The sequence below is a fragment of the Tessaracoccus sp. MC1756 genome (assembly GCF_014164735.1).
GTDB lineage: Bacteria > Actinomycetota > Actinomycetes > Propionibacteriales > Propionibacteriaceae > Arachnia.
Genome location: NZ_JACJFZ010000001.1, coordinates 999,957 through 1,021,186 on the forward strand (window position 1 = coordinate 999,957; position 21,230 = coordinate 1,021,186).

Genomic DNA, 21,230 nt, shown 5'->3' on the forward strand with positions numbered 1-21,230 from the left:
ATGGCTGGAGCAGACCTACTCGGGCTCGAACCCGGGATGGTCGTTCAGGAGCTCGGCTGGGACGAGGACGTCGACGCCGACCTGCGTGACGACATCATGGACACCATTGATGCGGAGATGGTCGAAGACCCCTTGGAGGCAGTGGACGTCGCCATTCTGTGGTGGCGGGACGAGGACGGAGACGTGGCTGACGGCCTCGTCGACGCCATGACGGACCTCGGCGACGAGGGCTACATCTGGCTGCTCACCCCCAAGGTCGGACGCTCCGGCTTCATCGACGCGGCCTCCGTGGCCGAAGGAGTCACCATCGCCGGGCTCTCCCTCACCCGTACGGCGAACGTCGCATCTGATTGGCAGGCCACCAAGGTCGTGCGCCCCAAGGGCGGACGTCGATGACGGCCCGCATCGGCGTCATGACATCTGGCGGCGATGCGCAGGGCATGAATGCCGCAGTCCGCGCCATTGTGCGGGCGGGCATCCACGAAGAAGCTGAAGTCTTCGCCATCAAGGAGGGCTGGCAGGGCGCCATAGCAGGTGGTGCACACATCACCCAGATGAGTTGGAGCGACGTCTCCGGCATCCTCCCGAAGGGCGGGACAGTCATCGGCACCGCCCGCTCGATGGAGTTCAAGACCCGCGAGGGCCAGATGAAGGCCGTCGAGAACCTGATCGGGCGCGGCATCGACAGGCTCATCGTCATCGGCGGCGACGGGTCGCTGACCGGCAGCCGGGCGCTGTGCCTGGCCTGGCCGGAGTACGTCGAGGAGTTGCGGGCCGCTGGGCGCATCAGCGCCGAACAGGCGACGTCGCACCGTCAGTTGCGGATCGCCGGCCTCGTCGGCTCCATCGACAACGACATGGTGGGCACCGACATGACGATCGGCACGGACTCGGCGATGCACCGCATCACCGAGGCGATCGACGCCATCAGCTCCACCGCGGAGTCGCACCGTCGCACCTTCGTCGTGGAGGTGATGGGCAGGCACTGCGGCTATCTGGCGCTCATGACCGCCATCGCGGGTGGCGCCGATTACACCTTCCTGCCCGAATCGCCGCCGCGTGCCGGGTGGGAGGACCGGATGACGGAGGTGCTCGCCCGGGGCCGCGAAGCCGGCCGGCGCGACTCGATCATCGTCGTCGCCGAGGGCGCAGCAGACCGCGACGGTGTGCGGATCACCGCGGAACGCGTCCAGCAGGTACTGCGCGAGCGCACCGGCGAGGAGGCCCGGATCACCATCCTGGGCCACGTCCAGCGCGGCGGCACGCCGTCCGCGTACGACCGCTGGATGGCCACCGCGTGTGGCGTCGAGGCGGTCCGCCAGGTCCTGCAGGCTGACGAGGACACCGAGCCGGTGCTCGTCGGTGTGCACCGTGACAGGGTGATCGCCGTCCCGCTGCTCAAGGCGGTGGAGGACACGCACCGGATCGGGGCGTTCATCGAGGCGGGGGAGTACGACTCCGCGGTACGCTCCCGTGGCGTCGGGTTCACCACGATGATCGAGATCTACCGGGTGCTGACAGAGGCCCGGCCCACCGTCGAGATGGCGCCCGACGCCAAGCGCATCGCGATCATGCATGCCGGGGCGCTCGCCCCCGGCATGAACCAGTTGGCGAGGGTGGCGGTGCGCTCCGGGCTGGACCGTGGATACCACATGCTCGCCGTCCAGGGCGGCGTTCCCGGCCTGGTGTCCGGTGACCTGCACGAGGTCTACTGGCACGACGTGGAGGGGATGGCCAACACCGGGGGCGCCGCCTTCGGCACGCGTCGCTACGTACCCACAGAGACGGACCTGTACGCCATGGCCCGTTCCCTGGAGGAGTTCCGCGTCGACGCCCTGCTGGTCATGGGCGGTTTCCACGCCTACGCCACCGTCGACATGATGGAACGCGAACGCAAGCGCTATCCCGCGTTCAACATCCCGATTGCGCTGTTGCCGGCCAGCATCGACAACAACCTGCCCTCCTGGCCCATGGCGGTGGGCGCCGACACCGCGCTCAACACTGTCGTCGACTCCATCGACATGGTGCGCATGTCGGCATCCGCCAGCAAGCGCGCGTTCGTCGTCGAGACGATGGGCCGGGGTTGTGGCTTCCTGCCCCTCGTGGGCGGCATCGCCGGGGGCGCTGAGAAGGCGTACCTGCCCGAAACGGGCCTGACGCTGGAGCAGCTGGCCACCGACGTGGAGGCGCTCGTCGACGCGTTCGAGTCCGGACGCTCGTTCTACCTCGCCGTGATGGGCGAGGAAGCCAGCGAGCACTACACCTCAGATGTCGTGGCTCGGCTCTTCGAGGCCGAGGGCAAGGGGCTCTACTCCGTGCGGCAGGCGGTCATCGGGCACGTGCAGCAGGGCGGTAGCCCGACGCCGTTCGACAGGATCAACGCCACGCGGCTGGCCTATACAGCGGTGTCCAACGTCGACGAGCAACTCAGGGCCGGCCAGGCGAACTATGTCGCGGCGTCGAGTTCGGCCCCGGGGCTGTTGGCCCCGCTGCGCACCGTGACCGATGGGATGGACTGGGACGCTCAGCGCCCGCGGGAGCAGTGGTGGATGGCGTTGCGGCCGGTCTTCGACCAGCTCAGCCGTCGGCCTGGCCAGGAGTGAGCGCGCACTGATTCACCGAGATCCCGAAGCTCTCAGCGGCCGCACACTCCATGGTGACCAGCTGCGCGAGGGCGGGGGAATCCTCCGGGACGGTGGAGGGGATGGTGTCGCGGAACACGAGCGTGGTGCCGTCGTCGAGTTGCAACATGGTGAACTCCACCCGGTTGGGCACCCCGTCGCTGGCGCGGGTGCCGGTGAAGTTGCAGGAGGCGCCCTGGCCCTGGCCGGTCAGGGGGACGGTGACCGGTAGGCCCTCGGCGACGCCGGTGAACAGCTGCCGGTGGTCGCTGATGAGCTCCAGGCAGGCCTCGTCGAGCGCTCCGGTGACATTGGTGAGGCTGACAGCCTGGATCCGCACGTCGGTGGCCAGTTCACGGATGCGGACGAGCCGCCGCTCGTCCTGCACCACTTCGTCCGCGTAGAGCTGCCAGCCGGGGGGCATGTCGAGGACGGTGCCGTTGAGTTCGAGCCGGACGCCCCCTGGGGTCGACGACACCGGGCTGGGCTCCTCCTCCGGTCCGGTCGGGAGCTGCGGGCTCTCCGCCGGTGCGGGGGCGGCCGTGGTCGTGTCAGCGGCCGGTGTGGGGCTGGGATCGCCCTCAGCGGGCGTGTGCGGTGCTTCGTTCGGCGCCACCGAAGGTTCCTCGGACTGCGTGGCGCTGGGTGTGCGCTGCTCGGAGTTCGAACTGACCGGGGCTGGCAGGGCGGTCGTGCCGCCGTCGCCACGCTCGCCGAAGACGAGCCACAACACGCCGACGACCGCGGCGATCACCAGCGGGAGGATCGCGACGGTGAACCACGCCCGGCGCGTGTCGCCGTCGCGGCCGTCATCCTGGGGCACGATCCCCCGGCGGGGGGTGCCCGGCCTGGTGGCCGGCCGCGCGGGCGGCGCCGATTGCCGTTGCGGTGCGGGGACCGCCTCTTCGGGAGGAAGGCCACGACGTCCATACGGGTTGGCCATGCCACCTCCTCAAGTCCAGCGCGGGCTCCAATGTACTTCGTTGACCGCGCCCACCCGACAACTGGACCACTTCAACTGGCTGGAACTGGATCTGGACTGGGCCAGCTCCGGACCGCGACGATTGCCACCATGACCGAAAACCTGACCACAGAAGACCGTGCCGCCGTCAACAAGGGCCTCGCCGAGATGCTGAAGGGCGGCGTCATCATGGACGTCGTCACCCCGGAGCAGGCCCGCATCGCCGAAGACGCCGGTGCCGTCGCCGTCATGGCGCTCGAGCGCGTACCCGCCGACATCCGCGCGCAGGGCGGCGTGGCCCGCATGAGCGACCCGGACCTGATCTCCGGCATCATCGACGCCGTGTCGATCCCCGTGATGGCCAAGGCCCGCATCGGACACTTCGTCGAGGCCCAGGTGCTGCAGAGCCTCGGCGTCGACTACATCGACGAGTCAGAGGTGCTCTCGCCGGCCGACTACGTGCACCACATCGACAAGTCGCGCTTCGCCGTGCCGTTCGTCTGCGGCGCCACCAACCTGGGTGAGGCGCTGCGTCGGATCACCGAGGGCGCCTCGATGATCCGTAGCAAGGGCGAGGCCGGCACCGGCGACGTCTCGGAGGCCATGAAGCACCTCCGCACCATCAAGGGTCAGATCAGAGAGCTCGGCGCCAAGTCCGCGGACGAGCTGTTCGTCGCCGCCAAGGAACTGGCCGCGCCGTTCGAACTGGTCCGCAGCGTGGCGCGCGCCGGCAAGTTGCCCGTCGTGCTGTTCGTCGCCGGTGGCGTGGCCACGCCGGCGGACGCCGCCATGATGATGCAGCTGGGCGCCGACGGAGTGTTCGTCGGCTCCGGCATCTTCAAGTCCGGCAACCCGGAGAAACGGGCCCGGGCCATCGTCGCCGTCACGGCGAACTTCGAGGATCCCGCGGCGATCGCGGAAGCCTCCCGGGGGCTGGGTGAGGCCATGGTCGGCATCAACGTCTCCGACCTCGCCGCACCCCACCGCCTCGCGGAGCGCGGCTGGTGATCGTCGGCGTCGTCGCCCTTCAGGGCGCAGTGCGGGAGCACGTCGAGCTGATCGAACGGCTCGGAGCCTCCGCCGTGCGCGTGCGCACGCCGTCGGATCTGGACGCCGTGGGGGCGCTGGTCCTGCCCGGGGGAGAGTCGACAGCCATGGCGCGGCTGGCCCGTCCATCGGGGCTGCTCAGCGCCATCAGGCGGCGCGCCGACGAGGGTCTGCCCGTGCTCGGCACCTGCGCCGGGCTGATCCTCCTGGCGGACCGGGTGGCCGATCCCGAAGCCCTGGCAGGATTGCCGACGGTGGGCGGCCTGGACGTGACGGTCCGCCGCAACGCCTACGGGGCCCAACTGGCCTCAGGCGTGGCGGACCTGGATCTCCGGGGCGGCGCGACGGCGCGCGGGGTGTTCATCCGCGCGCCGCGCATCGAGGAGATCGGGCCCGACGTGGAGGTGGTCGCCGCCAGGGACGGCGAGCCGGTCGCGGTGCGCCAAGGCACCATCATCGGCGCGACCTATCACCCGGAACTGGCCGGGGACACCTTCCTCCACGCCCTGCTCCTCGGCGCGATGGCCACGCCGAAAAGCCACAGGACGGTCAGTGAGGTCACCGCGAGGGCGAGCGGACCGGCCAGCCACGAGGCCGGGGTGGTCCCCTTGCGCACGGGGAGGCTCTCCACCCCGGAGGCGGCCCCCGGGCCGGTCTCCCGCGATGTAGCCCGGCCATAGGCGTCTATCGCCCCTGAGACGCCACTCGTGGTGACAACGAGCACCTCGCGCCTCAACTCAGCCGCGCGGGCCCGGGTGATTGCGAACTGCTGCTCGATCTGGGCCGTGCCCTGGTACATCGCGTTGCTGCTCTGGACCACCAGGAGATCTGCCCCGGCGAGGTCGTGGGCCACATCGTCGAACGCGACGTCGAAGCAGACAAGCACACCCAGCGTCACCGGGGTGCCGTCTGCGAGGCGGACGTCCAGCAACCCCGGACCCGCCCCCGCCACCGACTGTCTACCGACGTAGCGCAGGTCCGGGATGAGGGGGAGGAGCACGTCGCGGAAGGGGATCCATTCCCCGAACGGGACGATGGACCGCTTGACGTAGGTGGGGCCGACCTCCCCGTCCGGGGTCGTCCAGAGGCTCGCGGTGCGCCGCTGATCAGGGCCTGGCCCATCGAGGATCGCCCCCACGAGGATGGGCGTCCCGACGGTGGTGAGCGCCGTCTCGACCAACTTCCCGGTCTCGGGGTCGGTGCCTGGATCGAGGTCTGTGGAGTTCTCGGGCCACACGATGAAATCCGGCCGGTTCTCGCTGCCGGCCGCAATCGCGGCGGCGAGGTCGGTTGTGGCCTCGACATGGTTGCTGGTCGTGCTCCGCAGCGGACCCAGCCCGTACACCCCGCCGCCAGGGGCGCCCCCCTGCACCCAACCGACCTCGGCCATGCGATCGGCCGGCGCCGGGGGCACCGCGCCGCCGAGGGCCGCCGCGGTGGCGATGAGCGCGGCTCCCACCACGACGGGGATGAGGCGACGCCAGGACAGCCCAGCCACGAGCCAGGCGGCGAGGTTGGCGAGCAGCGCGGCAGCGAGGCTCGTTCCGGCGACGCCGACCAAGGGGAGCAGGCCCGCCAGTGGCGAGTCGATCATCGCGTAACCCAGCCGCAGCCAGCCGAAGCCGCCGAACGGGAAATGCGCTGCACCGTACTCGACGGCGAGCCAAGCGCCCGAGGCGAGCAGCGGCCACCACCGGGTGCGGTGGGCGACATGGAGGAGGGCGCCGAGGGCGCTGTACCAGGAGGCCATGAGGAGGACCAGCCCGACGGTGGCCGCGACGTTGATGACGGACATCCAGGCGAGGGTGGGCCCGGCCAGGCCGAGCCCGAAGGCGGATCCCACCACGATGCCCTGCGGGAAGGTGCGGGCCCGACGCACCGTGACGCCGAGCACGAGCACTCCCAGGATGGAGAGCGGCCACCACCCGAGCGGCTCGAAGCCGGCGCCGGTCGCGACCCCTGCCAGCCCCGCGACGGCGGACACTAGGGCGGTTCGGCGTGGGAATCTCAGTGCCATCACGTGATGTCTTCAGGTCCCGTTTGATAGACGTCGGGCACGCCATCGCGGTCCGCGTCCCTCTGGTCGCGGGCCTGGATCCTCTTGTATCGGCCGTTGCGCACGCTGAGAAGGATGGAGGCCACGACGGCGGCGATGACGGAGGCGCCGAGGACGGCCACCTTGGCGGTGTGGTGTTCGACGGTGCCCGCCGCGAAACTCAGCTCGGCCACCAACAGCGACACCGTGAACCCGATGCCGGCCAACAGCCCCACCCCGATCAGGTCGGTCCATCGGAGCGCCGGGTCCAGGCTGGTCCGCGTGGCCCGCGTGATGAGCCAGGTCGTCGTCACGATGCCGATGGGCTTGCCCAGGACCAGGGCGGCCGCGACACCGAGTGTCAGGGGATGCGTGGCGGCCTCCCTGATGCCGTCCCAGCCACCGAGCGCCACGCCTGCCGAGAAGAACGCGAACACGGGCACCGCGAAGCCTGCGGACAGGGGGCGGAAGCGGTGTTCGAACTCCTCGGCCAAGCCGGGGCGCGATTGCACCTCGGGGGGTGCGCTGCTGCGGTGCAGCACCGGGATGGTGAAGCCGAGGAGGACGCCGGCGATGGTCGCGTGGATGCCCGAGGCATGCATCAGCGCCCAGGCGACGGTGCCGATGGGCAGCAGGACGAACCATGCAGCTGCTGGTCGCAGGCCGAAGAACGCCCGGTAGCGCTGCGCCACAAACCCGTAGACAGCGATGGCGAGCAGCGCGAGCAGCAGCGGCACGAAGTGGACGCTGTCCGTGTAGAAGATCGCGATGATGCTGATGGCCAGGAGGTCGTCCACCACTGCGAGCGTCAAGAGGAAGATGCGCAGGGCGGAGGGAAGGTGTGATCCGATGATCGCCAGCACCGCCACAGCGAACGCGATGTCCGTTGCCGTCGGGATGGCCCAACCATGGTGGAGCCCCGGATAAGGGCGCACGATCGCCGCGTAGATGAGCGCCGGCACGACCACGCCACCGGCAGCCGCCGCGATCGGGACCATGGCCGTACGGACGCTGCGCAGGTCGCCGGCCACGAACTCGCGTTTCAACTCGAGCCCGACCAGGAAGAAGAAGATGGCCAGCAGCCCGTCGGCCGCCCACGCGCCGATGCTGAGGCGCAGGTGCCAGGGTTCGTAGCCGATCTCCAAGTCACGCAGCGCGAAGTAGTGTTCGGCGGCGGGCGAGTTGGCCCAGATGATGGCGAGGGCGGCGCCTGCAACGAGCAGGATGCCGCCGACGGTCTCCTTGCGGAGGACCGCGCCGATGCGCAGCGCCTCGGTGAAGGAGCCGTAACGGGGGAAGAAGCGTCGGGTGTCGTCCATGGGGGTGTCTCTCGGTCGGATCGCCAGGAAAACATCGCCCGACCGGCCCGCAGGGGCGATCGGGACTAGGGGACGGCGACCGGAGTCACGCCGGAGAGCATGGGTCCCCAGGATGAGACGTAGCCGTTCGTGCCGGAATGCCGCGTCGTCCACCGGGTGATGGGGAAGTCTGTGGCGTTCATCGCTCAACCTCGTCTCGGTGTCGGGGATGGTGGGCGCAGAGGGACTCGAACCCCCGACTCCCTGCTTGTAAGGCAGGTGCTCTAACCAACTGAGCTATGCGCCCCGAAACGCCGAACGGCGACCCCTATTGTGACAGGCGATCGCGCTCAGCGCACACCGGGTTCACCGCGCGCAGAACGCGAGGTGCTTGGTGACCAGGTCCTGCGGAGCACCGTTGTCGCGGGCCCACTGGCAGACCTGCCAGTTCGCGCTGCTGCGCACGGCCAGCCGCCAGGTGCTGCCGGAGAGGCGGTAGAACGCGGTGGACATGAAGCGGTAGCCGTCGGGCAGCACGACGGGGAAGTCCACGGCTGCCCAGGTGGCGTTCTGCGCCGACTTCGTGCAGCCCTGCAGCACGGTGGTGGGGATCTTCACATCCGCCCGCAGTTGGGCCTGGGACACGACGCACGGCACCGGGGTGACGTGCACGATGTTGTTGAACACGTACTTGTTGACCGTCTGGTACTGCCCGGTGGGACCCTTCTCGATCACGGTGGCCATGAGCTGGGAGCGGCAGCCCCCGGAACCCGTCCAGGCGGTGTCGCACTCGGTGCGCCACCGTCGGCCGTTCACGGTGTGGTCGCCGGGGGTGACCAGTGGGTTCATGAAGGACCACGAGGCCCGAGGGCTGGATTTGTAGGTGAGGTTGTTGAACACCCATCCCCGCTGCTCGACGTAGCGACTCCCGCTGAACGTCACCGTCGTGGCCTGGATCTCCGTGCGGCACCGCTCGACGGTGGTGGAGTACATGGAGCAGTCCGTGCGCCACAGGCGGCCGTTGACGTTGTGCGTCCCCTCCGTCGTGTACACGTCGACGTCGGCCGCAGCGGGAGTGGGAACCACCACGCCCAGCAACGCGACGACGCTGGCCACCAGGATGGTGCCGAGGCGCCGCATCACTTCGCCGGCTTCGCGAGTTCGTCGAGCATCTCGAGTTCCTCGTAGGGCAGACCGGTGAACTGGTCGACAAGCGGGTACTCGTAGGCCTCGTCGATGACGCTCTCGATGCTCATGGTGCTCGTGCCCACCCTCGACGTGGTGGTGGTGGTGGGCCTGGGCACCGTGTGGTGCACGGAGGGTGCCATGGGCGCCCAGCGCTGGGCGTACTCGAGCAGGTACCCGTGCTGCGGGAAGGCGCGGTAGAGCGCCATCAGTTCACCGACGTGGGTCTCGTGGTAGCCGAGGTGGATGTTGCGGCCCGTGAACCGCTCCGGGATCACGATGTCGACGCGCTCCGCGGTCAGGTCGACCGTGGCGAAATCCTGCCAGCGACCGTTGTAGTGGGCCTGAACCGTGGCCTTGCCCGAACCCGTCAGCGACAGGATGTTCTCCGGCGTGCGGTAGACCTTCAGGTCGTAGGCGGGCTTCAGGGACGAGCCGATGGTCTGCTGCGAGCTGAGCTGCACGTCGTCGAGGAGGAAGACGGTGTCGTCGCGGTTGTAAGGGCTCACCATGAACTGAACCCGCAGGTCGCAGCCGGCCTTGGGGGCGTTGAAGCCGAAGGTGTAGTCGGCCCACTGCCCACTGCCGCGCAGTACGTTCTCGTAATGGAGCTTCACGTCCGTGCCGCACTGCTCGTACAGTGCGATGCGACCCGAAGCGCCGGCCCTGCCGCTGGGGTAGGAGATGGAGGCGCGCAGGGTCAACGTCATGGGCTTGCCGGCTATGTCCTGCAGCCAGCTCGACGGAATGCCCTTGTTCGGGTTCTCCGCCCAGCCGAACTCCAGCCCCTGCCAGGCGTTGCCTCCCGAGCGGATGCGGTAGTGGCCGCTGGTGGGCCCGGAGTACGTGGCACTGCCGAGCCTGGTCCAGCCCTCGGGCATGCCGTCCTTCACGGTGGCGAAGTCGCCGTTGACGAGGTAGGCGTCGCGATCCCAGGTCTCCGACGTGCGGGGGAGGGTGACCGCCTTGTTGTTCAGGGCGGCTGAGGTCACCTTCAACGTCGAGGCGCCGTTGACCCGCAGCGGTGCGGCGGGGTAGCCGCGCACGGCGTCGTAGCTGGTCAGTGTGCCGCCGTCGATGTCCACCTCGTGCAGGTCGAGCATGGGCTCCAACGTGCTGAGGGCCTCGTCGACGAGGGCCTTGATCTCAGCTGGCTGGCTGACGGGGGTGCGGCCGGCGGACTGCTCGGCGACCATGCGTCGGTGCCACAGGTTGAGCCCGATGAGGGCCTCCATGTGGCCGTTGAGCACGGTGGTGGGCAGCGGTTGGCCGTCCTTGGTGGTGGGGTACTCCTCGAACCAGAGGAAACCGTGTTCGGTGTCGCGGTTGAGGATGCCGCCGGGCTCCGAGACCGGCACCTCGAAGCTGCGGAATGTTTCCGCACCACGGGTGAGCCACGAGCGGTCACCGGTGAGGTCCGTCAGGAGCGTGAACGTGGTCAGGACGCCGCCCTGCGCGAGGCCGGAATGCCACGGCGCCGTCAGGTCGTCCGTCGTCGGGTTGGCGCTGAAGCGGAACATATACGGGAACCAGCGCACGATCTCGCCGGCGGCGTTCCGGGTGGTTTCCGATCCGTTCATGAGGTGCCCAGCGGCGAGCAGCGCCAGGCACTTCTGGTCCTCACGCGCCTTGGCGGTCGTCGCGTCGTTGCTGGCCCTGGAAGTGTTCCTGATGAAGTTGCTGATCGAGGTCGGGTTGTACATGTCGACGGGGGTGTAGGGCGCCTTGATGACGTAGGGGCGACCCGTGTCCGTGAGCGCGAAACCGGCCGGCAGCGGGGCGGCGTTGCAGAAGGTCGGCTTGGGCGGCACGGTCGGCGTGGGCGGCGGGGGTGTGACGCTGAAGCGCACGATGTTGTTGAACACCCATTGATTGGACTGCTCGTAGGTGCGCGGGGTCATGGTCTTGACCCCGTAGACCGTGGTCAGGATGTAGCTGCGGCACGCGTCGTTGCCGGTCTGTGCGGTGTCGCACTCCGTGCGCCACTGCCGCCCGTCGATGACGTAGTCGCCGGCTTCCCCGAGCGGGTTGCCCTTCCAATTGGAGCGGGGGCTCGGCTTGTACGTGAGGTTGTTGAAGGCCCAGTCGGTGACCTCCACGAACTGGCCGGCCTCGACCTTGACCACGGTCGCCTTGATCTCGGCCCGGCAGCGGTCAACCGTCGAGGAGTAGGGCTCGCAGCTGGTGCGCCATTCGCGTCCGTTCAGGATGTGGGTGCCAGGGGTGGTGTAGACATCGACCTCTGCGGCCGCCTCGGTCTGTGGCAGTGCCACGATGCCCAACGTCGCCGTCAGCAACGCCGCAAGTCCTGCGCCGATCCGTTTCATCAAGTCTCGTCCTTCATCGTGTGGTCACTGTCAGGCCGTCGGCTGTGACAATAACCGCTGGTCAGGCGCGTACCCAAACATTGCCTCCAGTCTTACCTGAGCTTGGCCCAGCTCCCGGCAAACACGCTGGACAGCGCGAAACCGGCGTCGCGGGGTAGAATGATCGATTGTGGCTAATGATGATCTCTCCTCCCGCCTGACCGACCTCGGCCATTCCCTCGATTCCATCGAGGCCGTCGCCGACCTTGACAAGGTCCGCGCCGAGATCGCCGAACTTGAGGAGCAGGTGGCGGCCCCGGACCTCTGGGACAACCAGGAGAACGCCCAGCGCGTGACCAGCCAGCTGTCCGCGAAGCAGGGCGAGGTGGACCGGCTCGTCGGTCTCCGCTCGCGTCTCGACGACGCGGAACTGATGCTCGAGCTGGCCGAGGCGGAGAACGACGCCGACACCACCGCGGAGGTCCTCCGTGAGTTGGACAAGCTAGGCAAGGACATTGAGGCGCTCGAGGTCCGCACGCTGCTCTCGGGTGACTACGACCCGCGTGACGCCCTGATCACCATCCGTGCCGAGGCGGGCGGGGTCGACGCCGCAGACTTCGCCGAGATGCTCATGCGGATGTACCTGCGCTGGGCGGACCGCCACGGATACCCCACCGAGATCTACGACACGTCCTACGCCGAGGAGGCGGGGCTCAAGTCGGCCACGTTCGCCATCAAGGCGCCCTTCGCCTACGGCACGCTGTCGGTCGAACAGGGCACCCACCGGCTCGTACGCATTTCGCCCTTCGACAACCAGGGCCGCCGCCAGACCTCCTTCGCGGGCGTGGAGGTGCTCCCCGTCACGGAGGAGACCGACTCGATCGACATCCCGGAGTCGGATCTGCGCATCGACGTCTTCCGCTCCTCTGGCCCCGGTGGTCAGTCGGTCAACACCACTGACTCCGCAGTCCGCATCACTCACCTGCCGACCGGCATCGTCGTGAGCTGTCAGAACGAGAAGTCGCAGCTGCAGAACAAGGCCGCAGCATTGCGCGTCCTCCAGTCCAGGCTCCTGGAGCGGGTCCGTCAGGAGCGCGAGAAGGAGATGAACGCGCTCAAGAGCGACGGCGGCAACTCGTGGGGTGCGCAGATGCGCTCCTACGTCATGAACCCATACCAGATGGTCAAGGACCTGCGCACTGAGCACGAAGTGGGCAACCCGGATGCAGTGTTCGACGGCGACATCGACGGTTTCATCGACGCCGGCATCCGCTGGCGCAAGAAGGCCGAGACGGGCGCCTGACCCACGGCGTGTCGCTGGGCACTGGGGAGTCCGGCTCACCTAGACTCGTTCGCGCTGAGAGTTTCTCAGCTTCTTCCCCAACCGTCGGAGTGCCCCTGTGATCACGTTCGAGGACGTCACGAAGTTCTATCCAGGACAGCAACGCGCTGCCCTGAGGAACGTCAACCTCGAGATCGCCCGGGGAGAGTTCGTCTTCCTCGTCGGCCAGTCCGGTTCCGGCAAGTCCACCTTCCTGCGGCTCATCCTCCGCGAGTATCGCCCGACGAAGGGCACCCTGTACGTCGCCGGGAAGAACCTCAGCACGCTCGCGCAGTGGAAGGTCCCCGGGCTCCGTCGCCAGATCGGCACGGTTTTCCAGGACTTCCGGCTGCTCCCCGGCAAGACCGTCTATGAGAACGTGGCGTTCGCGCTGCAGGTCATCGGGCGCCCCGGCCGGGAGATCCGCCGCGTCGTCCCGGACACCCTCGAGATGGTCGGCCTCGCCGGCAAGGAGGACCGGCCCTGCGAGGAGCTCTCCGGTGGCGAGCAGCAGCGCGTCGCCATCGCCCGCGCCTTTGTGAACCGCCCCAAGATCCTCATCGCCGACGAACCCACGGGCAACCTCGATCCCGAAACATCGGTGGGCATCATGAAACTGCTCGACCGGATCAACCGCGTCGACACCACCGTCATCATGGCCACCCACGATTCGTCCATCGTCGACCAGATGCGTCGCCGGGTCCTGGAACTGCGCGACGGGGAACTCGTCCGCGACCAGGCCAAGGGCATCTACGGCTCGGCGTAGGGGAGAGTTCACACATCATGCGGCATTCACTTCGCGAAACCTGGTCCGGTCTCAAGCGCAACATCGCCATGACGATCGCGGTCGTCGTCACCATGTCCGTCTCGCTGGCGCTCCTGGGGGCCGGACTCCTGACGTCGATGGAAGTCGACCTCACCAAGCGCACTCTGTACGACAAAATCACCGTCCAGGTGTTCCTCTGCACTCCGGACACCCAGGGCGGCCGCTGCGAGCCCGGCAAGGGCGCCACCGACGCGCAGCGCGACTCCATCCGGCAGACCCTGGAGGCCAACCCGGAGGTTTCCGAGGTGGTCTACGAGTCCAAGGAAGTGGCCCTTGCCGAGTTCCAGCGCGTCTTCAGGGACTCGCCGGCCGTCAACTCCCGCACCGTGGAAGACATGCAGGACTCCTTTCGAGTGAAGCTCAACAACCCGGAGAACTACGCAGGCGTGTCCAGTGAGGCTCGCGGGCTCCAGGGCGTGCAGGCGGTGCAAGACCAGAACTCCATCCTGGAGCCCATCTTCAAGTGGTTCGGCGCCCTGCAGTGGGCCACGATCACCATGAGCCTGCTGCTCCTGCTGGCCGCTGCGTTGCAGATCGTCAACACCATCCGCATGGCCGCGTTCTCGAGGCGGCGAGAGATGGGCATCATGCGGCTTGTCGGCGCGTCGAACATCTACATCCTCCTGCCGTTCCTGCTGGAGGCACTGATCGCCGCCCTCATCGGTGTCGTCATCGCTGCGGCAACCCTCACGCTGGGCTACTGGTTCATCATCGACCAGAACGCTCGAACCTCAATCGCCGCTTTACCCTGGATTGGCTGGGGAGAGTTGGCGGCTGCCATTGTGTCCATTGCAGCGGTAGGTGTTGGCCTCGCCATCATCCCGACGCTGCTCGCAACCAGAAGATATCTGCGTATCTGATAAGGAGACGAGCGTGAACCGGGAACTTCCCCCCCCGCCCGCAGTTCGCACATGGATCTCAGGTCTGCCCCGTGGCATCGTCGCCGGCGTGCTGGCAGTCCTCCTGGGATTCGCGAGTTGGACACCAGCCCAGGCTGATGATCTGACCGATCGCAAGGCAGACCTCCAGCGCGAGATCGCGCGCCAGGCTTCCGTCATCGACGACGCTGAAGCCGCGCGGGATTCGGCCGTCGAGGACGCCCGAGCGGCCCGCGCGCAGCTGGCCGACGCCGGCGCCAAGCTGGCCAAGGCCGAATCGGAACTCCGCGCCGCGGAGGATCTCGACAGGCAGCGCGCCGACGAGCTCGCCGTCGCCGAACAGGAACTGGACGTCGCCACCGAGAAGCTCGAAGTGGCCAACCATGAACTCGACCAGGCCAGGGCCGACGTCGCAGCAGCCCAGGCCGCCCTCGACTCGGTCAACGGCCGGCTGAACGAAGAGATCCTGGTCACCACCCAGCACAGCACCGGCCTGGTCAACCTCGCCCTGATCTTCACCGACGTCAACGCGTCGAACCTCAACCAGCGTGCGCAGCTGGCCCAGAACCTCATGACCTCCTCGGCGGTGCAACTCGACGAACTGGAGATGCGCCGACTTTCCCTGGAGGACGCGGAGTCCCGGGCCGATGCTGCCCAGCAGGCTGCTGACGACGCCCGCCAGGCCGCCGACGCCGCGCGCGATGTCGCCGACGAGGCCCGGCAGGCCGCCGCTCGTCAACTCGACGAGAAGCAGTCGGTTCAGGAGCAGGCCGAGGCACTGCGGGCCCAGGTCGCCGACCTGGTGGCCGCAAGGGACAAGGCCGAAGAGAGCGCCCGCCTGCAGGTCGTCGCCGAGGAGACGCGTCAGCGCGAACTCGTGGCCGAGAACGCCGACGTCGAGAAGCGCATCCAGCAGCGGATCGAAGCGCAGAAGAAGGCCGCCGCAGAAAAGGCCGCTCGCGAGAAGGCTGCCCGCGACAAGGCTGCCCGTGACAAGGCGGCCCGCGACGCTGCCGCACAGACAGCGGCTGCCAAGGCGGCGGCCGCCAAGAAGCCGGCCCCGAAACCGCAGGCCGCGGCAGCCGCTTCAGCGCCGAAGAAATCATCCAGCTCCTCTCGCAACAATTCCGTCTTCATCCGACCCGTCGAGGGTCGCCTGACCTCCAGGTACGGCATGCGCCTGCACCCCGTGCTCGGCTACCGCAAGCTGCACGACGGTACCGACTTCGGCGCCGCGTGCGGCGCCCCCCTCCGCGCGCCCGCGGACGGCGTTGTGACGGAGCGCTACTTCAACCGCGGCTATGGAAACCGGCTGATGATTGACCACGGCTATGTCCGGGGAGCCTATGTCACGACCGGCTTCAACCACGCCACCCACTACATCGTGGGCGTGGGTACCCGGGTGAAGCAGGGCCAGGTCATCGGCTATGTCGGCTCCACGGGCTACTCCACCGGTTGCCACCTGCACCTGATGGTGTGGCAGAACGGCCGGGTCGTGAACCCGTTGTCCGGCTGGTTCAACTGAGGCGTGGTTTAATTACCGGATGCCCAGGGAGACCGGAAAGAAGCTCGTCGCACAGAACAGGAAGGCCAGACACGATTACCACATCGGTGACGTGTTCGAGGCCGGCCTTGTTCTGACGGGTACCGAGGTCAAGACGCTGCGTGCAGGCCGCGCCACCATCGCGGAGGCGTACGCCACCGTCGATGAGCAGGGCGAGGCGTGGCTCATCAACGCCAACATCCCGGAGTACGAGTTCGGCACCTGGCGCAACCACTCTGCCCGCCGTACCCGAAAGCTACTGTTGCACCGCAAGGAGATCGACAAGCTCTCCCGCGCCACGGACGACTCGGGCCGCACCCTCATCCCGTTGTCCCTGTACTTCAAGGACGGCTACGCGAAGGTTGAGATCGCCGTCGCCACGGGCAAGAAGGACTGGGACAAACGCCACGCCATCGCCGAGCGCGATGCTCAGCGCGAGATGCAGCGGGCACTGGCGCACCGCAACAAGTACAACAACCGCTGAGACCCTGACCCGGGCCCGTCCAGGGTCGTTTTCAGGGTGCTTCCCGGTACTGCAGAGGCGGGCCTCCGACGACAATGGATGCATGAGCGAGTACCAGCAGTTCCCCGGAGTGACCGACCAGCAGCGAGACCGTGCAGTGGACCACCTGCAGGCCTGTTACGCGGACCGCTCCATCGATGAGGCGGAGCTGGATCGGCGTCTGGACCTCGCGTTGAACGCCCGCGACCGCGTGGAGTTGAACCGGTCCCTGGTGGGACTGGCCCGCATCGCTCCCGCTGTGCTCACCAGGCCGAGGCCCGGTCAGCCCGCCCCCGCAGAGAACCTCGGAGCGGGCCTGACCCAGCTGTCCGGGCTCTTCACTTGGTTCCTCGGTCCGGTCGTCGTCAAGGCTGTGGCCACGCCGGGTAGCCGGGTCTGGTGGGAGGCGAGCCGGGCCCTGAGTCTGCAACTGACGGCTGCTGCCGTGGCCGCAGCAGCGTTCCTGTTGGGGATTGTGTTCGGGGCTGAGGGCTTCCTGTTCCTGGCGTGGCTGGCCTGGTTCGGCGGCACGATCTGGGCGTCCGTCCGTGCGTTCAACGGACAGTCCGGCACCGGCCGGCTCGAGCCGTTCCTGCTCGCGAGGACGCAGCGGCCGAAGCAGGCGATTCGCTGACATGCGCTAGAATGGTGTGAACAACTCAACAGGGGGTGACTGGTTTCGACTCGGGACGGTAGTCCCAGGAGAAGCGGGCCGAGGATCCACGTTTATCTCGTAAACGCTGCGTGGAAACCAATAAGTGCCAACAACAACAGCACTGACTTCGCTCTCGCTGCCTGATCAGCGACCGAAGGGTCAGCCCGGACGAGCCTTCGGTCCGGTACCTGGCCTCATTTAGAAGGCTTGCTGAGTAGCTTGCGTATCAGGGGCTACTCGGGACTTCACTGATGCTGGGTCTGTCTGCGACTTGCCGACGAAGAGTGCAGGGACCGAGAAAACGACAATGTCGGCTGCGCCCGGAGAAGTCCTGGAACATCTCTTGAGGACGCGGGTTCAATTCCCGCCACCTCCACCCCTGTGCCTCGTGCCCACCCGCTGACCAGCGGGTGGGCACGAGGTTTTTTGCCGCCCTCGTCACGCGGGCCCGTTAGGGTGGTGGGCATGCATACCGGTGCGATCGCCGTGGGTCAGTTGCTCGTCGCCACCCAGCCTGGGCGCGGCGGCTACTTCGACCGTTCGGTCGTCCTGATCGTCGAGCACCACCTCGAGGGCACCGTCGGCGTCTGCCTCAACATGGTCTCGGACATGCCGCCGGAGGCCGCCGCGGCTCACTTCGCACCGCTTCTCAGCCCACCTGGCATCCTCTTCGAAGGAGGCCCGGTCAACAGCGACGTGGTGCTGGCCCTGGGCAAGCCGGCCGCAGAAGGTGTGGAACCGCCCGGCTGGGAGCGGCTCGCGGGCGATGTCGGGCTTGTGGACCTCCGGTTCCCGAGCGAACTGCTCGAATCCTCCTTCGTCGGTCTGCGGCTCTTCGTCGGTCTCTCCTCGTGGTCGCCCGGGCAACTCGAGGGCGAACTGATCCGGGGCTCGTGGTTCCGCACAGAGGTGCGCGCCGACGACGTGTTCGGCAATCCGGACGGCCTGTGGCGCCGCGTGCTGCGACGCATGGGCGGCCTCCCCGGAAGATGGTCCACATGGACGGACGAACCCGCTCTGAACTGACCATTGCGGGTCACAGAGGTGACCCCTCCGCATGTAAGACTTCGGGGGTATGCCGCTACCGAGGAGGGCCGTTCGTGACCGACGACGACTTCGACGACGAGATCCTGGCTCCTCCAACAGACGTTGTCGCTGAGGCAGCCGCCGTCGCCGACGACTCGCACGAGTGGCACCCCTCGCACGGTTTCGCCGATGCCCGGCTCGCGGTGCGGATCTGGGTCGACGAGGATGTCCGGCAACTCACGAAGGTGCACGTCTCACCGCGCTGGCGCGAGATCCTCGGACCCAACCGCACGCTGGAGGACGCCTTCGAAGAGGCCTTCTTCGCCGCTTCGCTACGATCCGCCGGTGCCTCTGATCCGCTGGACTTCACCGTTCTGCCGGAGCCAACTCCGGATCCCGAGTCGACCCTCACGTGGGATGACTTCGACGCCGTGCAGGAGCGCATCGTGGCCCTGGGCGAGCGACAGGCGGCACTCAGGGACAGGCCGGACCACGAGATCAGGTGGGCCGACATCGACGGTGAGAAGACGGTGGCCCAGCGTGGTCCCGTCTCCGTGTCGCTCACCTGGTCGGGCCTGGCCGAGGCCGTTCGGTTCGACCGGAACTGGTTGCGCACCGCCACCCCCGAACACATCTCCGCCGCTGTGCTGCAGACAGCACGCAGCGCGTATGCCAACTACCACCCGCCCCACTTCGTGCCCGGCGAACACGAGGAGCTGGCCGGTGAGTTCTTCCAGGCACAGCGAGACCTGCTCACCATCATGGCGAAGGGAACCCGATGACGGACCACAACAAGGGCGACGAAGTACGCTTCGATTCACCCCAACTGCATGCCCGGATCGACGGACCCCTGGCGCCGGATCCCTGGGGCGCGCTGGACGAGGACGAATACGCCGTGCCCGGCGAAGTCACGGGCGCCGAGACGGACAAGAACCGCGAGGACCGTCGACGGAGGAAGGCCGCCGCGATGGCACTGCGCGGTTCCGGCACCCGTGGGAAGAAGGGTGGCGGGGCAGGAGCGATGCCCCCCGCGATGATGCCTCCCAACGCCACCGTGGGTGGCGTGGGCGCCGCCCCGGGTGGGGCGGGCGCCATGCAGCCGATGATGTCGGCCGGCCCCGGCGCCGCAGGTGGTGGCATCCCCACCATGCTGCAGGGGGCGCAGGCCGGCAGGCTCGCTGGCCCGTCGCTGTTCGGACCGTCGGGTTCCGGTACGTCCGGGGCAATGTTCGGCCCTGGCGGTTTCACGGCGCCCGGTGGGGGCCTGATGGCAGCCGGCACGGAGGACTCTCTGGACGCGGAGCAGCTCCGGGAGGCCCTCCGTCGCAGCGGTCTCGATCAGCTGGTCGCAGTGGACAGTGACGGTCGCATCATCGAGGACCCGCTCGTCGACACGGACGGAGACGGCGTCCCGGACACCCCACTGAGCAAGGTCCGCCAGCGGGATGGCAGGAACACCGCTCCCACCGCAGGCGTCCAGGCCACCGGCCTGCAGTCGGTCTACCAGCAGGGACCCGGCAGCGGCTCCTACGCCCCGGGCGCCATGGCGCCCGGCACCACGGCACCCGGCACCACGGCACCCGGCACCACCGTTCCAGGCACCACCGTTCCAGGCACGACGTTGCCCGGCAGCAGCGGGCCGGGTGGCACCCAGGCCCCGTCGACCGGCTACTACCCGGGCGGTCCGGTGGCCGCCGGGGATGCCAGCGGTTCGGAGACCGATCCCAGCACCAACTCGCCGGGCTCGCAGTCTGGCGGTGGTTTCGAGTATGACGGGGGCCACCAGACGGGCGTGCGTCCCCAGGACGGCACCACGAACACCTCGACGAGCCCCACGTACACCAGCACGGGCAGCCAGACGGGCACCCGCCCATCGGGCAGCACCTCCTTCGCGCAGCCCACCTCCACGTACAGTTCCACCGGTGGTTCCGACTACTCGGTGAACACAGATCAACTGCGCAGGGAATCCACCAACTGGAGCGACCTCGCGGACCGGTCGAAGCCCATGCAGGACACGATCATGTCCACGCCGGAGCCCGGAGCCATGTTCGGCGTGATGACTGAGGCGGTGCCGCCCTACCGCACCGCGGTGGAGAGCAGCGTGCAGGCCGCCTCTGACGCTGGGCTCGAGGCCGAAGCTCAGGCGATGGCGCTGGACGCCGCCTCCAACAACTACGACCAGAACGAAACGCAGGCCACCGACAGCCTCGGAGGGATGAACTCGTGAGCAGCCCACGCTATGACGCGATCAGCAACTCGTTGTCCTCCGCGCGCAGCCTCGCCTGGACGGCGATGCGCAACGACGTGGTGGAGAACTTCCTCGTCCTCAGCCGCCTCGAGAACCTGGGCCAGACCATCCGGGCACCCTGGATCGCAGCGGAGGCGGTGGGTCTCTGGATCAGCATCAACTCCCGGTTGACGGCCATCAGCGCCCACCATGCCTGGCTGGGGGCCAGCAGGCGTTCCCCTGATCTCCTCGGGGAGGCGGCGGGCCAGTGGGGCAACGTCATGCAGCAGCAGGAACAGATCGTGGCAACCGTCCGCGCGAACAAGGGCCGGATCCGGAACAGCGAATGGACCGGCGACGGGCAGGACAGCCACGTGGCGGACGTGACGCGTAAGGAGCGCAAGGAACTGGCCTTCGCCGAGAGCGTCGAACGCATCGTCACGGGTTGCAAGCAGGCCAGGATGGTGACCAACATGCTGCTGGAGCGGGCGGTGACCATGTGCGCCGCCACCGAGTTGCAGTGCGCCGTCGCCAGGACAGGGCCCTCGGCCACGTCGCCCCGTGCCCGCAACTGGCGGATGCGTAAGGTCGAGGCCACTCTGGGCCAGCTGGAAACCCGCTACGCTGCGTTGCACCGCGGTGATGGGTGGAGAGACGCTTCGCTGAGGATCGCGACCATTTTCGACGAGAACGCCGAGACTTTGCGGATGCTGCACACCATGCCGGGAGGCCCGCTGCGGATGACTGCAGTGTGACGTCCACGGCCTCTCGCTACCATTGACGGCAGAGCAAGGAGGCT

The 21,230-nt window shown here is 68.0% G+C and carries 18 protein-coding genes, 1 tRNA gene, 1 other RNA gene and 1 pseudogene; 15 read left to right on the top strand and 6 right to left on the bottom strand.

Going from position 1 to position 21,230, the window contains the following annotated elements; translation table 11 throughout:
• Entirely contained in the window at positions 1-396 is a 396-nt protein-coding gene (locus tag H5393_RS04655; protein WP_076058662.1) for a DUF3052 domain-containing protein, read from the top strand.
• The gene (locus H5393_RS04660) at positions 393-2,603 is read left to right on the top strand and encodes a 6-phosphofructokinase (protein ID WP_182765634.1); all 2,211 of its coding nucleotides are present in this window, start codon (positions 393-395) and stop codon (positions 2,601-2,603) included. Before H5393_RS04655 ends, H5393_RS04660 begins: the two co-directional genes overlap by 4 nt.
• Here the strand turns inward: H5393_RS04660 and H5393_RS04665 are convergent.
• Complete coding sequence (locus H5393_RS04665) at positions 2,578-3,564, bottom strand: hypothetical protein (RefSeq protein ID WP_182765635.1); 987 nt, start codon at positions 3,562-3,564, stop codon at positions 2,578-2,580. The genes H5393_RS04660 and H5393_RS04665 overlap by 26 nt on opposite strands.
• 129 nt (positions 3,565-3,693) lie before the next feature.
• Between H5393_RS04665 and pdxS the strand changes: the two genes are divergently transcribed.
• Both pdxS and pdxT read left to right on the top strand, forming a co-directional pair.
• Positions 3,694-4,590, top strand: a complete 897-nt coding sequence (pdxS, locus tag H5393_RS04670; RefSeq protein ID WP_182765636.1) for a pyridoxal 5'-phosphate synthase lyase subunit PdxS — start codon at positions 3,694-3,696, stop codon at positions 4,588-4,590.
• 29 nt (positions 4,591-4,619) lie between these two features.
• Positions 4,620-5,081: pseudogene (gene pdxT / locus H5393_RS04675) on the top strand (pyridoxal 5'-phosphate synthase glutaminase subunit PdxT); the annotation flags it as partial.
• A 17-nt stretch (positions 5,082-5,098) separates the two neighbouring features.
• On the opposite strand, the gene lnt reads toward pdxT, so the two are convergent.
• The 5 genes from lnt to H5393_RS04695 all read right to left on the bottom strand — a co-directional run bounded on the left by lnt (position 5,099) and on the right by H5393_RS04695 (position 11,474).
• Entirely contained in the window at positions 5,099-6,646 is a 1,548-nt protein-coding gene (gene lnt / locus H5393_RS14480) for an apolipoprotein N-acyltransferase (RefSeq protein WP_255436254.1), read from the bottom strand.
• Complete coding sequence (gene nhaA / locus H5393_RS04680; protein WP_182765637.1) at positions 6,646-7,983, bottom strand: Na+/H+ antiporter NhaA; 1,338 nt, start codon at positions 7,981-7,983, stop codon at positions 6,646-6,648. Before nhaA ends, lnt begins: the two co-directional genes overlap by 1 nt.
• 209 nt (positions 7,984-8,192) lie before the next feature.
• Positions 8,193-8,269: transfer RNA gene (locus H5393_RS04685), tRNA-Val, on the bottom strand.
• Positions 8,270-8,328: 59 nt separating this feature from the next.
• Complete coding sequence (locus tag H5393_RS04690; RefSeq protein WP_182765638.1) at positions 8,329-9,105, bottom strand: hypothetical protein; 777 nt, start codon at positions 9,103-9,105, stop codon at positions 8,329-8,331.
• Positions 9,102-11,474: a D-glucuronyl C5-epimerase family protein gene (locus H5393_RS04695; RefSeq protein WP_182765639.1), complete on the bottom strand. Its 2,373-nt coding sequence runs from the start codon at positions 11,472-11,474 to the stop codon at positions 9,102-9,104. The genes H5393_RS04690 and H5393_RS04695 overlap by 4 nt, the downstream gene beginning before the upstream one ends.
• A gap of 169 nt (positions 11,475-11,643) precedes the next feature.
• Here H5393_RS04695 and prfB point away from each other — a divergent pair, with 169 nt between their 5' ends.
• The 11 genes from prfB to H5393_RS04750 all read left to right on the top strand — a co-directional run bounded on the left by prfB (position 11,644) and on the right by H5393_RS04750 (position 21,186).
• Positions 11,644-12,756 (top strand): peptide chain release factor 2, encoded by a 1,113-nt coding sequence (gene prfB / locus H5393_RS04700; protein ID WP_182763458.1) that lies wholly within the window; start codon positions 11,644-11,646, stop codon positions 12,754-12,756.
• Positions 12,757-12,853: 97 nt separating this feature from the next.
• Positions 12,854-13,540, top strand: coding sequence for a cell division ATP-binding protein FtsE (ftsE, locus tag H5393_RS04705; protein ID WP_076058684.1), 687 nt, complete (start codon positions 12,854-12,856; stop codon positions 13,538-13,540).
• 17 nt (positions 13,541-13,557) lie between these two features.
• Positions 13,558-14,460 (top strand): permease-like cell division protein FtsX, encoded by a 903-nt coding sequence (ftsX, locus tag H5393_RS04710; protein WP_220488162.1) that lies wholly within the window; start codon positions 13,558-13,560, stop codon positions 14,458-14,460.
• A gap of 88 nt (positions 14,461-14,548) precedes the next feature.
• Entirely contained in the window at positions 14,549-16,003 is a 1,455-nt protein-coding gene (locus tag H5393_RS04715; protein ID WP_182765640.1) for a M23 family metallopeptidase, read from the top strand.
• A 19-nt stretch (positions 16,004-16,022) separates the two neighbouring features.
• On the top strand, positions 16,023-16,505 hold the full coding sequence (gene smpB / locus H5393_RS04720; protein WP_182763455.1) for an SsrA-binding protein SmpB: 483 nt from the start codon (positions 16,023-16,025) through the stop codon (positions 16,503-16,505).
• Positions 16,506-16,587: 82 nt separating this feature from the next.
• Positions 16,588-17,157, top strand: coding sequence for a DUF1707 domain-containing protein (locus H5393_RS04725; protein WP_182765641.1), 570 nt, complete (start codon positions 16,588-16,590; stop codon positions 17,155-17,157).
• A gap of 31 nt (positions 17,158-17,188) precedes the next feature.
• Positions 17,189-17,557, top strand: a transfer-messenger RNA (tmRNA) gene (ssrA, locus tag H5393_RS04730).
• Between the two features lie 86 nt (positions 17,558-17,643).
• Positions 17,644-18,204 carry a YqgE/AlgH family protein gene (locus H5393_RS04735; RefSeq protein ID WP_182765642.1) on the top strand — a complete coding sequence of 187 codons (561 nt, stop codon included), beginning with the start codon at positions 17,644-17,646 and terminating at the stop codon, positions 18,202-18,204.
• A gap of 74 nt (positions 18,205-18,278) precedes the next feature.
• Entirely contained in the window at positions 18,279-18,986 is a 708-nt protein-coding gene (locus tag H5393_RS04740; protein ID WP_182765643.1) for a hypothetical protein, read from the top strand.
• Positions 18,983-20,431 (top strand): hypothetical protein, encoded by a 1,449-nt coding sequence (locus tag H5393_RS04745; protein WP_182765644.1) that lies wholly within the window; start codon positions 18,983-18,985, stop codon positions 20,429-20,431. The genes H5393_RS04740 and H5393_RS04745 overlap by 4 nt, the downstream gene beginning before the upstream one ends.
• Positions 20,428-21,186: a hypothetical protein gene (locus H5393_RS04750; protein WP_182765645.1), complete on the top strand. Its 759-nt coding sequence runs from the start codon at positions 20,428-20,430 to the stop codon at positions 21,184-21,186. The genes H5393_RS04745 and H5393_RS04750 overlap by 4 nt, the downstream gene beginning before the upstream one ends.
• Positions 21,187-21,230 lie beyond the last annotated feature (44 nt).

Excerpts from the sequence above, each read along its gene's own strand:
- H5393_RS04725 (WP_182765641.1), top strand. The coding sequence starts at position 16,588 with ATGAGCGAGTACCAGCAGTTCCCCGGAGTGACCGACCAGCAGCGAGAC.
- pdxS (WP_182765636.1), top strand. The coding sequence starts at position 3,694 with ATGACCGAAAACCTGACCACAGAAGACCGTGCCGCCGTCAACAAGGGC.
- H5393_RS04655 (WP_076058662.1), top strand. The coding sequence starts at position 1 with ATGGCTGGAGCAGACCTACTCGGGCTCGAACCCGGGATGGTCGTTCAG.
- H5393_RS04660 (WP_182765634.1), top strand. The coding sequence starts at position 393 with ATGACGGCCCGCATCGGCGTCATGACATCTGGCGGCGATGCGCAGGGC.
- ftsX (WP_220488162.1), top strand. The coding sequence starts at position 13,558 with ATGCGGCATTCACTTCGCGAAACCTGGTCCGGTCTCAAGCGCAACATC.
- H5393_RS04695 (WP_182765639.1), bottom strand. The coding sequence starts at position 11,474 with ATGAAACGGATCGGCGCAGGACTTGCGGCGTTGCTGACGGCGACGTTG.
- nhaA (WP_182765637.1), bottom strand. The coding sequence starts at position 7,983 with ATGGACGACACCCGACGCTTCTTCCCCCGTTACGGCTCCTTCACCGAG.
- smpB (WP_182763455.1), top strand. The coding sequence starts at position 16,023 with ATGCCCAGGGAGACCGGAAAGAAGCTCGTCGCACAGAACAGGAAGGCC.
- H5393_RS04745 (WP_182765644.1), top strand. The coding sequence starts at position 18,983 with ATGACGGACCACAACAAGGGCGACGAAGTACGCTTCGATTCACCCCAA.
- lnt (WP_255436254.1), bottom strand. The coding sequence starts at position 6,646 with ATGGCACTGAGATTCCCACGCCGAACCGCCCTAGTGTCCGCCGTCGCG.
- H5393_RS04735 (WP_182765642.1), top strand. The coding sequence starts at position 17,644 with ATGCATACCGGTGCGATCGCCGTGGGTCAGTTGCTCGTCGCCACCCAG.
- H5393_RS04665 (WP_182765635.1), bottom strand. The coding sequence starts at position 3,564 with ATGGCCAACCCGTATGGACGTCGTGGCCTTCCTCCCGAAGAGGCGGTC.